The following is a 12,244-nucleotide window of genomic DNA, read 5'->3' on the forward strand; positions in this document are numbered from 1 at the left end:
CGGCACATCGATGATGCCGCGCGCCGCCCTCCAAAAAGCGGTCTAAGGCGCGAACATGATGCTTGCGTGACAGTGCGGGATGCCCGCCTGCCGGCTTGTTCACCGGCCGATAACAACACACGCTCGAGCGAAGGAATTGATGGTACCTCGCACATGCGTTCGGGTGTCCAAGCACAGCACTAGACACTTATGTCCAGTGCGTATATGGTGCCCGCCTAGGACAGACCGGGAGGGAAGCCTTGAAGCCGCATTATCGCGCAGTGGTTATCGGGGGTGGGGTGGTCGGCGCCTCGGTGCTCTACCACCTGACGCGGTTCGGCTGGTCTGACGTGGCGCTGATCGAGCGCGCCGAACTGACAGCCGGTTCGACCTGGCATGCGGCAGCGGGTTTCCATGCGCTCAACGCCGATCCCAACGTCGCGGCGCTGCAGGATTACACCATCAATCTCTACCGCGAGATCGAGGCCGAATCCGGCCAAGACATCGGCCTGCACATGACCGGCGGCGTCAACATCGCCAGCGATCCCCAGCGCTGGGAGTGGCTGAAATCGGCGTGGGCGGTGTTCCAGTCGGTCGGCATCGAGACCGCCAGGCTGGTGACTCCGGAAGAGATCAAACAGATCTGCCCGATCGTCGACGTCGCCGGTGTGCTGGGCGGCCTGCACGATTCCAACGAAGGCCATCTCGACCCCTACGGCACGACACATGCCTATGCGGGCGCCGCGAAGAAACGCGGGGCCGACATCATCCTGCGCAATCGGGTGGTCGAGCTGAAGGCGCGCGCGGACGGCCATTGGGACGTCGTCACCGAGCAGGGCACCATCGTTGCCGAGCATGTCGTCAATGCCGGCGGCTTGTGGGCAAAGCAGCTCGGCCGCATGGCCGGTGTCGACCTGCCGGTGACGCCGATGGAGCACCATTATTTCATCACCGAGGACATTCCGGAAATCGCGGCACTCGACCGGGAAATAGGCATCGCCGTCGACCTCGACGGTTTTTCCTACCTGCGGCAAGAGCGCAAGGGCGTGCTGCTCGGCGTCTACGAGCAGAACCCGAAGCACTGGAACATGGATGGCGCGCCGTGGGACTACGGCATCGAGCTGATCCCGGAAGACATCGACCGCATCAGTCCGGAACTCGCCAAGGCGCATGAGCGCTTTCCGTGCCTGGCGACGGCCGGCATCCGCAAATGGGTCAACGGAGCCTTCACCTTTACCCCCGACGGCAACCCGATCGTCGGACCGGTGCGCGGCCTGAAAAACTACTGGGTCGCCTGTGGCGTCATGGCCGGCTTCAGCCAGGGCGGGGGCGTTGGAAAATCATTGGCTGAATGGATGATCTACGGCGAGCCGCAGGCCGACATCTTTGGCATGGACATTGCCCGCTACGGCGCCTTCGCCGCCAACCGCGAATACCTCAAGCAGACAACGCGCCAGTTCTATTCGCGCCGCTTCGTCATGACCTTTCCCAATGAGCGGCTGCCTGCGGGCCGGCCTTTGAAACGCCCTGGCGCCTATGACGGCATGAGTGCTGCGGGCTGCGAATGGACGGCATCGTGGGGGCTGGAAATCCCGGCCTATTTCGCGCCGATGGGTTTTCGCGAGAACACCACGCTCAAGCGTTCCAACGCCTTCGATATCGTCGGCGACGAGGCGTTGCAGGTCCGGCGTGCCGCCGGTCTCGTCGATATCTCGGCCTATGCGCGCTATGCGGTGTCGGGACCGGGCGCCGAGGCGTGGCTAGACCGACTGCTTGCCTGCAAGCTGCCGAAGGCCGGAAAGGCGGGGCTGGCACCGATGCTCGGGCCGGACGGGCGGCTGAAGGGCGACCTCACCGTGATCAACTGGGGCAGCAGTGACTATTGGCTGATGGGCTCCTACTATCTCAGGGAATTCCACATGCGCTGGTTCGAGAGCCACGCGGCGGAAGGTGTTGCTGTCGCCGATCTCTCCGATGCAATGAGCGGCTTCCTGCTGACCGGGCCGAACGCGCGGAAAATCCTCGAGCGGACCACGCATCAGGACGTCTCCGGTCCGGCACTGCCATTCATGGCCTGCGGCGCGTTCGATATCGGCATGGTTCAGGCGCGGGTTGCCCGCCTGTCTATCGCTGGCGAGCTCGGCTTTGAGATCAACTGCCACGCGACCATGCATGCCACACTGCGCGACACATTGCTTGCCGCCGGCGAGGATCTCGGCCTGGCCGAGATTGGCTACTACGCGCTCAATGCGCTCAGGCTGGAGAAAAGCTTCGGCATCTGGTCGCGCGAATTCACGCAGGGCTACACGCCTCGCCAGACCGGCCTCGACCGCTTCATTGCCTTCGACAAGGGCGATTTCATCGGCCGCGATGCGGCGCTGAAGGAGCGCAATGCCGGCACGTCGCAACGGATGGTGACGCTGGAGATCGATGCGCATGACGCCGACGCCAGCGGCTTCGAGCCGGTCTGGCACGACGGCCGGCGCGTCGGCTTCGTCACTTCGGGCGGATTTGGCTACACGATCGGCAAGAGCGTCGCGCTGGCGTTGGTGGACGACGATTTTGCCGAGGAGGGGACGGCACTTTCGGTGCACATTGTCGGCGTCGAGCGGCCGGCGCGGATCATCGCGGCCTCGCCCTACGATCCCTCGGGCAAGGCGATGCGGCAATGAGGAGGATTTTCGATGGTCGATGACGCGGCACGAGACAGCAGGCGCGAACGCCGGCGTGGACGCACGGGCGAAGCCGGCAGCGAAAGCAGCCGCCGGCCCAATTACCGGTCGCTGAAGAACCCGTTCCTGCCGCAGCCGATCTTTTCGGATGATCAGGTCGCCGCGATCCACGACACGGCGCTGCGCGTGCTGGAAGAGCTCGGCATCAAGGTGCTGCTGCCGCAGGCACGAGAGCTTTTCGCCAGCGCCGGCGCGCTGGTCGACCCGGACACCGACATGGTGCGCATCGGCCGCGACATGGTGGTGGTGGCGTTGGCCTCGGCGCCGAAGTCGATCCATGCGCAAGCCGGCGACCGTTCCCGCGACCTGACGCTGGAACTCGGGTCGATGACCTTTCTGGCCGGTTGCGGGGCGCCGAACGTCACCGATCTCGAACGCGGCCGCCGGTCGGGCACGCTGGCCGATTTCGAGGATCTGCTGCGGCTGGTTCAGCATTTCGACGTGCTGCATATGCTCGGCCCCTGCATCGAGCCGCAGGATGTCGACAACCGCTTTCGCCACTATGCCGTCAACCGTGCGCAGCTGACGCTGTCCGACAAATTTCCGTTCGTTTTCGCGCGCGGCACGCCGCAGGTCGAGGACGGATTCGAGATGATCCGGCTGGCCCGCGGGCTGTCGCAGGACGAATTCCTGGCGAAGGCCCATTGCTACACCGTCATCAACACCAACTCGCCGCGCCAGCTCGACATTCCGATGGCGCAAGGCATCATCGATTTCGCGCGGGCTGGCCAGGTCTCCGTCATCACGCCGTTCTGCCTGGCCGGCGCGATGGCGCCGATCACGGTCGCCGGCGCACTGGCGCTGCAGCATGCCGAGGCGCTGGCGGGTCTGACGCTGGCGCAGATCGTGCGGCCTGGCGCGCCGGTCGTCTACGGCTCCTTCTCCTCCAATGTCGACATGAAATCCGGAGCGCCGGCCTTCGGCACGCCGGAGCATGTCAAGGCGACGCTGGGCGCCGGCCAACTGGCGCGCTTCACCGGACTGCCCTGGCGGTCGGGCGGCGGCAGTGCGGCCAACATCTCGGACGCGCAGGCGGCACACGAAACGCAATTCGCGCTGTGGGGCTCGGTGCTGGCCGGCGCGACCATGTGCATCCACGCCGCCGGCTGGCTGGAAGGCGGCTTGAGCGTCTCCTTCGAGAAGATGATCACCGATATCGAGGCGCTGCAGACGGTGGCGGAACTCTGCGCCGCGACGCCCGGTGACGACGATTCAATCGGCTTCGAGGCGATCGCCGAAGTGCAGCCGGGCGGCCATTTCTTCTCGGCCGGCCACACCATGGCGCGCTACCGCACCGCCTTCTACGAACCGCTGGTCGCCGACTGGTCGAACTTCGGCAACTGGACGCAAAGCGGATCGAAGACGGCGAGCGAACGCGCCACCGGCGTATGGCGGCGCGCGGTCGCCGATTTCGAGCCGCCCGCTTCGGCTGCCGCGACATCAGGCGTGCTCGACGAATTCATCGCGCGGCGCACCGAAGAGGGCGGAGCGCTGCCGGTGTCGTAACGGGCAAACCGACTATGTCGGGTTGTCGAGCGTGAACAGATCGCTCTCCTCGTCGTAAGCAAAATACTCGGCGTAGCGGGCCCAGCTGATGACGGCCCGCACCGTCTGGTCGGCATAGTCCTCGGACATGTGATCCTCCAGCTCGTCGCGGAAGCGGCGGGCCGGCGCCTTGTGGTTGGCGCGTTCGTCGAGCACATGTCGGATATGGCCGGCCAGCGGCACATAGGTCGCGAGCTGCTGCACGAACAATTGCTTGCGCGCGTCGACCTCGCTCTCGGCGAAGCGTTTGCCGGCCGGCGTCAGCTGGATATCGCCTTCGGCAAATTCGGCAAAGCGCAGCAGCTGCAGCGTTTCGGCGATCGGGAACAGATCGTCGATCTCGAGCTGCAGGCTGGCGGCCAGCGGCGGCAGGTCGGCATGCCCGTTGTAAGGCGGGGCGGCGACGGCCTCGATCAGGCCGGCGAGCAGGTTGGTCGAAACGCGCGGCAGCACCATGGCGATGCCCGAACCCGGGAAGACGCCGTCGCGGGCAGGGGTGCCCGGCTCCTTCCTGGCGGTCATGCGGGCGTAGATATCCTCGACCAGCGCCCGGAAGGCCGGGTCCAGCCGGTTGCGCGGCTGCGGCAGATCGATCCTGAGTTCGGCGACGACGCGGCCCGGATTGGACGAAAAGATCAGCACGCGGTCGCACATCAGCACCGCTTCCTCGATGTTGTGCGTCACCATCAGGATCGACTCTATCGGCATGCGGCCTTCCGACCAGAGGTCGAGCAGGTCGGTGCGCAGCGTCTCGGCCGTCAATACGTCGAGCGCCGAGAACGGCTCGTCCATCAGCAGCACTTTGGGATGCACCACCAGGGCGCGGGCGAGCCCAACGCGCTGCCGCATGCCGCCGGACAGCTCCTTGGGATAGGCGTTCTCGAAGCCGTCGAGGCCGATCAGGTCGATGGCCGACAGTGCGCGCTTGCGGCGCTCCGCCGGCAAGACGCCCTGTGCTTCGAGTCCGAGCTCGACATTCTGCAGCACGGTCAGCCAGGGAAACAGCGCAAAGCTCTGGAAGACCATGGCGATGCCGTCCGGCGTGCCGGAGACGGCCTTGCCTTCGAAGGCGATGGCGCCTTCGCTCGGCCGGATCAGGCCAGCGATGGAGCGCAGCAAGGTGGACTTGCCGGATCCGGAGCGGCCGAGCAGGCCGACGATCTCGCCAGAGACGAGCGTCAGGCCGACCTGGTCGAGGACGACGAGCTTGCCAGCACTTCCCTTGTCATAGGTCTGGCAGACGCCATGGACTTCGACGAGCGGAAGGGTGTTGGTGATGACAGCTTGGTTCATGATCAGTCTCCTGAAAGGACGGGGTCAGTCGAGCCGCATGCGGCGTTCGGCAAAGACGTAGAGCGGGCGCCAGAGGGTGCGGTTGAAGAGGGTGACGAAGAGCGACATCACGGCGATGCCGAGAATGACGCGCGGGAAATCGCCAGCTTCGGTCGCCTTGGCGATGTAGGAGCCGAGGCCGAAGGCCTCGAGCCTGGTGTTGCCCCAGCTTGCCAGTTCAGCGACGATCGAGGCGTTCCACGAACCGCCGGAGGCGGTCAGCGCGCCGGTGATGTAGTAGGGGAAAATCCCCGGCAGCATGACGTTCTTCCACCACGACCAGGACCGTATCTTGAAGACCTTGGCTGCCTCCTTGAGATCGGAAGGGAAGGCGCTGGCGCCGGCGATGACATTGAACAGGATGTACCATTGCGTGCCGAGCACCATCAGCGGCGACAGCCAGATGCTGGGGCTGGCGCCGGTGGCAACGATGGCGATCACCGCGAACGGAAACAGCACGTTGGCGGGGAAGGCGGCAAGGAACTGCGCCAGCGGCTGAACCCGTTCGGCGACCGCCGGCCGCAGTCCGATCCAGACGCCGATCGGCACCCAGATCACGCTGGCGACCGCGATCAGCACGATCACGCGCAGCAAGGTGAGAAGGCCGCCCTCGAAGGCTTCGACGACATCGTTCAAGCCAAGGGTCTGCCTGAGATAGAGCACCGTCTCGACGACGCCCCAGAGCACCACAAGCAGCACCAGGCCCAGCCAGACGATGTCGAGCGACCGCGATAGCCGGCGCGATGCGGCGGTGGACGCTGCCGGCATGGCCCGCTTGCCCAGGCGAAGCAGCATGGCGCGCTGCCACAGCCAGGCGATCGGCAACCCCACGGTCTGCAGCAGCCGGGCCCGGCGCAGCATGTCGTAGACCCAGGAGCGGGGCTTTTCCTGGCCGGCGGTCTGCTCGAAACGGAACTTGTCGGCCCAGGCAACGATGGGCCGGAACAGCAGCTGGTCGTAGAGCAGGATGAGCACGCCCATCGCCAGCACGGCCCAGGCGACGGCCCTGAAATCCTGACGATCGATGGCCAGAGCCAGCCAGGAGCCGATGCCGGGCAGCTGCACGGTGGTGTTGCCGACGGTGATGGCCTCGGAGGCGACGACGAAGAACCAGCCGCCGGACATCGACATCATGGTGTTCCAGACCAGGCCGGGTGCCGCGAACGGCGCCTCGAGCCGCCAGAACCTTTGCCAGGCCGAGAGACCGAAGCCACGGCTGACCTCGTCGAGATCACCCGGCACCGTGCGCAGCGACTGGTAGAACGAGAACGCCATGTTCCAGGCCTGGCTGGTGAAGATGGCGAAGATCGCGGCACACTCGGCGCCGAGCTGGCTGCCGGGAAACAGGCCCATGAAGAAGGTCACGGTGAAGGTCAGGAAACCAAGCACCGGCACCGACTGCAGGATGTCGAGCGCGGGAATGATCACCATTTCGGCGCGCCGGCTCTTAGCGGCCAGCGTCGCCACCGTGAAGGTGAAGATCAGCGACACGATGATGGCCGCGAACATGCGCAGCGTGGTGCGCAGCGCGTATTCCGGCAAATTGGCGAGATCGAGCGTGACCGGCGAGGTGGTGAGCAGCGTCGTCGGCGCGCGCATGCCGGCGGCGCCATGCGCCAGAAGCACCAGCAAGGTGACCAGCATGGCGAAGGCGATGGTGTCGTAGATGTTGGGCGCGATGCGTGCGCGGGCGAGGGCCGCGGCCTGGCCGAGGGAATTGCGGTTGTGGGGCAGGAAGATCATGGCGAGCCTCGTGATGGGCCAATTGCAGTTTGGCTTGAGAGAGGGTGATTGCGGGCATGCGGAAGGCTGCGACCGGGAGGCGGTCGCGCCGGGCGCCAGGGCTCGGCCGTCAGTGCGGAGATTTGGGCCGGGTCGAAGAGGGGCTCAGGCAGCGCGCCGTGGCAGGGCCGTTCGACGACTGACGCCCTCTTCGGAAACGGGTTTTTGCTCCTGCTTCCAGCGGCATTCCAGGCGGCCACTCACTGGGCCGCGTCGCCAGACGCAGACGAGCCGGGTCGGCGGCATGGTGAAGCCGGCTTTGCCCGCCAGGCCGCGCGTTGTTGCAACGGACGGTCGTGCGGTTGAAGCGGAGCGCGTGCGGAAGGGGATGATGTTGGTGTTCATGGCTCACCTCTTGCGGTCCGGCGGGACAGCAAGGCGAGCCGAAGGCGGGTTATGCCCTGCCGAGGCCCGACCGGCGCCACATGCCGGAAACCAAATCTGTTGACGGGGCCAGTGTCCGGACCGTGCCTGGGGCTTGATCCGGACAGCGACTGGGATAGCTGTCCATAACCTGTTCGATCTCGAGTTGATGCTTCGGTCATCCGAAGCCAAGCCGCCTTACGCCCGCTGCTCGCGAGGTGTCAACGCGGGCACCGGAATCTTAAGTATATGGCCTGATACCAAGGCATAAGGAGGCCGGCCACGCGGCAAGGGATTCACCGGCAATGCATTGAAAAATATAGATTTATTCTCTGCCTTGAAGCGGTCAGATTCCGAGCTTTCCGGCCATTTTTATCAGCTCAGCCAACGACCCGGCCTGCATCTTGCGCATGGCTCGGGCGCGCCGGACCTTGACGGTTATCTCGCTGACGCCGAGGTCGCCGGCGATCTGCTTGTTGAGCCGTCCTTGCACCACCAGTGCCACGACACTGCGTTCGCCTTCGCTCAGCGTTGCCAGTCGTTCGTGCAGGATGGCGAGTTCGGCCGATTGCGTCCGCCGCTGCCGGTCCTTGTCGAGGGCAGCCGCGATGGCATCGAGCAGGTCCTGTTCGCGGAACGGTTTTGGCAGGAAATCGACGGCGCCTGTCTTCATCGCTTGCACCGACATGGCGATGTCGCCATGGCCGGTCATGATGATCACCGGCAGCGGGGCATCAGAATGAGCGAGCTCCTTGTGGAAATCCATGCCGCTCTTGCCGGGCAGGCGCACGTCGAGCACCAGGCAAGAGGGGATGTCAGGCCTCGGTGCGCCAAGGAATTCGGCAACCGAACCGAAGCAACGCACCTCAAGCCCGACCGAGCGCAGCAGGCTGTCGAGCGCTTCGCGCATGGCGGGATCGTCGTCGATGACGAAAACGATCTGTTCTGGCTCGTTCATTGGCTTCACCGGTCTGATCCGCGCGACCCTGTCCTGCCGGCCGGCAGCGAGAAGCGGAAGGCGGCGCCGTGCGGCACTGCCGGCTCCGCCCAGATGCGTCCGCCATGGCTCTCGACGATCGAGCGGCTGATGGCAAGCCCCATGCCCATACCGTCCGGCTTGGTGGTGTAGAAGGCATCGAAAAGCTGGTCCAGTTGCACGCCGTCCAGGCCACGGCCGGAATCGCGGACGGCAATCACGACTTCACCCGGTTTGCCGAGGCTGGTCTGCACCGTTACGTCATGCACGCTCTCATCCTTCACCGCCTCCAGGGCATTGAGGATCAGGTTGAGAATGACCTGCTGGATCTGCACCGGGTCGACCTGGATCTGGGGAAGGCCGTTGGCCAGTTCGGTCCGCAAGGCGGCGTGGTTCCGGCTGGCCTCGTTCTGGACCAGGGGCAACGTTTCCACGACCGTCTTGTTGACGTCGATCCAGACCGCCTTGCCGGCGGCTTTCCTGGTCAGGCCGCGCAGCCGCTTGATCAGCTCGCTTGCGCGTTCGGCATCCCTGACGATGCGCTCGGCCGCCTTGCCGGCCTCATCGCGATTGCCGCCCGCCAGCCAGCGCCGGGCGGCGTTGCCGTTCAGCACGATCGCCGCCAGCGGCTGGTTGAGCTCATGGGCGATCGAGGCCGTCAATTCGCCCAGCATCGTCACCCGCGTAATGTGGGCGAGCTGCGCCTGCGCCTCGCGGGCGGACGCCTCGGCGGCGGCGGTGCGCAGCGCCAGATAGGCGGTGACGGCGATCGCCACCAGGCTGATGGCACAGTTGATCAATCCGGCAGGCATCGAGCCGGCCCGCGTCAGGAAAAAACTCAGCACGGTGAGCGTCATGCAGGCCGCCGCCACCATGGCCACGCCGCGACGGTCGATATAGCGGACCGCGATCAGGACAACTGCGACATAGAAGACCGCTACCGCGATCTCCAGATTGGTGATCGTATCGGCAAGGAAGATCGCCGCCGCCAGCAGCACAAGCAGGGCCGGCAGCAGTGGCCGGCGCCCGAGGAGCGGCCCAAGGAGCGGCAAGGATGATCTTCCAGAAATGCCGGCCTCCTTGCTGCTCAAGCTGCCATGACGGACAGCAGGACATTACCGCGCCGCCTTTCGGCCCGGCAAGGAGCTGCCATATCGCATTGCAGCAGCGAGTACGCCCGTACTTTCGCTGTAGGCACGCTGCCTTGCCATTGGCAATTGGCGCGTCCCGTGCAGAGATGAGCGATGCTCGAAGCTTTCATCGCAATGGTGATCTTCCTGTGCCTGGCGGCGTCGGCGTTCGCCAGCATGGCGATCTGGCCGAGATTGCCGGCCAGACATCGTGATGACGACACGAACAATGTGGTGCGGCTCGCCGCCAATCTGTTCGGGGTCATGACCTCGCTGATGCTCGGCCTGATGATCAATTCGGCCAAGAACACCTTCGAATCGATCGATCACAATGTGCACGCCTATGCGACGGAACTGATCCTGCTCGACAGGACATTGCGCCTGTATGGCCCGGAAACCGACGCGGTGCGCCAGCCGCTGGTCGCCTATGTCCAGCGGGTGGTTACCACCTCGTCACAAAACAGCGAAACGACTATCGCCGCCAACCAGCTGTCCGAACATCTGCTGACGGAGATCGGCTCACGGCTGAATGCGCTGACGCCGCCCGACGCTGTACGTGGTTCCCTCCTGCAGGATGGACGCCAACGCCTGCAGAAAGTGTTGGAACTGCGCTGGACCCTGGTCGAGCAGTCGGAGGGCGCTATCCCCTGGCCGCTGATCGCGATGCTGGTGACATGGCTGGCGCTGATCTTTGCCAGTTTCGGGTTCAGGGCACCGAAGAATGCGATCACTGCCGCAACCTTCATGGTGTCGGCCGTATTGATCGCCGGGGCGATCTACCTGATCCTCGACATGGATGTGCCGTTCTCCGGCCCGATCCAGATTTCGCCAGCGCCGCTGGAGCGGGCATTGGCGGAATTGCAGCGATGATGCGGAACCGGCGGCATTCCCAGGCATTCATGGGAATGAACCACCGGAGGACGACATGGGTTTCGACCAATATCACGAACCGCCTGAAGAACTGTCGCAGAAGGTGCGGACCTTTGCCCGCATGATCACCTCGCTGATCGAGGAGGCGGAAGCCATCGGCTGGTACGAACAGCGCATCTCGGTGGAAAAGGACCCGCAAGCGCGCGCGATCATGAAGAACGCGCAGGGCGAGGAGTTCAAGCATTTCGGCATGGACCTGGAATTTCTGCTGCGCCAGAAGAAGGACTGGCGTGCGGAATTGAAGGAAATCCTGTTCACGACGGGCGACATCGTCAAGGCCGGCGAGCGGGGCGAGAAGAAGGTGGATTGAGCGCCTTAGCCGGCTCTCTCATCAATCGCTGTCGCGCGCGATCAGTTCCAGCGGCCAGACTTCGCGGATGATGCGCGGGCCTTCGGGGCCGGCGAAGGCCGGTAGCAAGGCCAGCAGCATTTCGGCCAGCCGCCGGCCCATCGGCTCCAGCGCCGGGCGGAAAGCGGTCAGCGCCGGGGAGAAATAGCGGCAGAGCGGCGTGTCGACGATGACGATCACTGCAATATCATGGCCGGGCCGGATGCCCATCTCGGCCAGCGCCTTGCAGCCGCCGAGCGCCATGGCGTCGTTGTTGAAGATGATGGCGGTGGGCCGATCCTTGGAGAGCATTACGTCCGCCGTCACCTGATAGCCGCCGGCCTCGTTGATGAAGCCGTCGGCGATCAGGCCGGGGTCGACTTCAATGCCGTGCCGCTCCAGCGCCTTGCGATAGCCGTCCAGGAACAGGTAGCCGAAGTTGAGATCATGCGAAGGGCGGATGGCAGCGATGCGGCGATGGCCGCGCGCGACCAGCCGGTCGACGGCTTCATCACCCGCCCTCTCGAAATCGATATCGAGCGAAGGATAGGTGTCGCCGCCGGATTGACTTCGGCCAAGCGTTGCAAAAGGAAAGCCGGCCTTGCTGAGATAATCGATCCGATCGTCTTCCCGCCGTGTGTTGGCCAACACAACCGCGTCGGCTCGGCGCGTCTCAACCACACGGCGCAGCCTCTCCTGCTGATATTGGCCGGGCTCACCCATGACGACCATCAGATCCAGGTCATAGTCGGCGAGCCGCGCCTGCAGACCGGTCAGGAACGGGATGAAGAACGGTTCGCCATATTGCTGGTCGCCGGGATGCGGCTGCAGCATGAAGGCGATCGAACGCGTGGCGCCCTGGCGCAGGCTGCGGCCGGATTGGTTCGGCGAATAGTTGAGCTTTTTGGCGGCGTCGAGCACGCGCTGGCGGGTGTCGGCATTGACGTCTGCGCGGCCATTCAGCGCCCGCGACACGGTGCCGATCGAAATGTTCAGGTGACGCGCAAGGTCGTGGATGCTGGACGCCAAGGATAGTTCTCCCCCGACCCTTGGCTAGCACCGGCTGCCGCTCAGGCCAAGGCTTCGGGATGATTTTCGCAGGCAGCCGATTGACATTCTACGCTATCGGGTGTGTTCTCGTAAACGT

General features: G+C 64.8%; 10 protein-coding genes. 4 read left to right on the plus strand and 6 right to left on the minus strand.

Annotated elements, in window-relative coordinates:
- Positions 1-239 precede the first annotated feature (239 nt).
- Complete coding sequence (locus AC1DX4_RS20155) at positions 240-2,651, plus strand: GcvT family protein (RefSeq protein ID WP_477221955.1); 2,412 nt, start codon at positions 240-242, stop codon at positions 2,649-2,651.
- Between the two features lie 12 nt (positions 2,652-2,663).
- The gene (locus AC1DX4_RS20160; protein ID WP_477221956.1) at positions 2,664-4,217 is read left to right on the plus strand and encodes a trimethylamine methyltransferase family protein; all 1,554 of its coding nucleotides are present in this window, start codon (positions 2,664-2,666) and stop codon (positions 4,215-4,217) included.
- 12 nt (positions 4,218-4,229) lie between these two features.
- Here the strand turns inward: AC1DX4_RS20160 and AC1DX4_RS20165 are convergent, their stop codons facing one another.
- The 5 genes from AC1DX4_RS20165 to AC1DX4_RS20185 form a co-directional block, all read right to left on the minus strand.
- Positions 4,230-5,549: an ABC transporter ATP-binding protein gene (locus AC1DX4_RS20165; protein WP_477221957.1), complete on the minus strand. Its 1,320-nt coding sequence runs from the start codon at positions 5,547-5,549 to the stop codon at positions 4,230-4,232.
- Positions 5,550-5,573: 24 nt separating this feature from the next.
- Positions 5,574-7,331 carry an ABC transporter permease gene (locus AC1DX4_RS20170; RefSeq protein ID WP_477221958.1) on the minus strand — a complete coding sequence of 586 codons (1,758 nt, stop codon included), beginning with the start codon at positions 7,329-7,331 and terminating at the stop codon, positions 5,574-5,576.
- 144 nt (positions 7,332-7,475) lie between these two features.
- A complete protein-coding gene (locus AC1DX4_RS20175) occupies positions 7,476-7,715 on the minus strand; it encodes a hypothetical protein (RefSeq protein WP_477221959.1) in 240 nt (79 codons plus the stop codon).
- 364 nt (positions 7,716-8,079) lie between these two features.
- Positions 8,080-8,691 (minus strand): response regulator transcription factor, encoded by a 612-nt coding sequence (locus tag AC1DX4_RS20180; protein WP_477221960.1) that lies wholly within the window; start codon positions 8,689-8,691, stop codon positions 8,080-8,082.
- Between the two features lie 5 nt (positions 8,692-8,696).
- Positions 8,697-9,761, minus strand: a complete 1,065-nt coding sequence (locus AC1DX4_RS20185) for a sensor histidine kinase (RefSeq protein ID WP_477221961.1) — start codon at positions 9,759-9,761, stop codon at positions 8,697-8,699.
- A 192-nt stretch (positions 9,762-9,953) separates the two neighbouring features.
- On the opposite strand from AC1DX4_RS20185, the gene AC1DX4_RS20190 reads away from it, so the two are divergent.
- Both AC1DX4_RS20190 and AC1DX4_RS20195 read left to right on the plus strand, forming a co-directional pair.
- The gene (locus AC1DX4_RS20190) at positions 9,954-10,709 is read left to right on the plus strand and encodes a bestrophin-like domain (protein ID WP_477221962.1); all 756 of its coding nucleotides are present in this window, start codon (positions 9,954-9,956) and stop codon (positions 10,707-10,709) included.
- Between the two features lie 55 nt (positions 10,710-10,764).
- Positions 10,765-11,079 (plus strand): ferritin family protein, encoded by a 315-nt coding sequence (locus AC1DX4_RS20195; protein WP_095087016.1) that lies wholly within the window; start codon positions 10,765-10,767, stop codon positions 11,077-11,079.
- Positions 11,080-11,100: 21 nt separating this feature from the next.
- Here the strand turns inward: AC1DX4_RS20195 and AC1DX4_RS20200 are convergent, their stop codons facing one another.
- Positions 11,101-12,126, minus strand: coding sequence for a LacI family DNA-binding transcriptional regulator (locus AC1DX4_RS20200; RefSeq protein WP_477221963.1), 1,026 nt, complete (start codon positions 12,124-12,126; stop codon positions 11,101-11,103).
- Between the last annotated feature and the right edge of the window lie 118 nt (positions 12,127-12,244).

The sequence above is a fragment of the Mesorhizobium sp. P3_A8 genome (assembly GCF_056402995.1).

Coding starts and splice junctions, on each gene's coding strand:
- AC1DX4_RS20160 (WP_477221956.1), top strand. CDS start 2,664: ATGGTCGATGACGCGGCACGAGACAGCAGGCGCGAACGCCGGCGTGGA.
- AC1DX4_RS20165 (WP_477221957.1), bottom strand. CDS start 5,549: ATGAACCAAGCTGTCATCACCAACACCCTTCCGCTCGTCGAAGTCCAT.
- AC1DX4_RS20170 (WP_477221958.1), bottom strand. CDS start 7,331: ATGATCTTCCTGCCCCACAACCGCAATTCCCTCGGCCAGGCCGCGGCC.
- AC1DX4_RS20175 (WP_477221959.1), bottom strand. CDS start 7,715: ATGAACACCAACATCATCCCCTTCCGCACGCGCTCCGCTTCAACCGCA.
- AC1DX4_RS20180 (WP_477221960.1), bottom strand. CDS start 8,691: ATGAACGAGCCAGAACAGATCGTTTTCGTCATCGACGACGATCCCGCC.
- AC1DX4_RS20190 (WP_477221962.1), top strand. CDS start 9,954: ATGCTCGAAGCTTTCATCGCAATGGTGATCTTCCTGTGCCTGGCGGCG.
- AC1DX4_RS20195 (WP_095087016.1), top strand. CDS start 10,765: ATGGGTTTCGACCAATATCACGAACCGCCTGAAGAACTGTCGCAGAAG.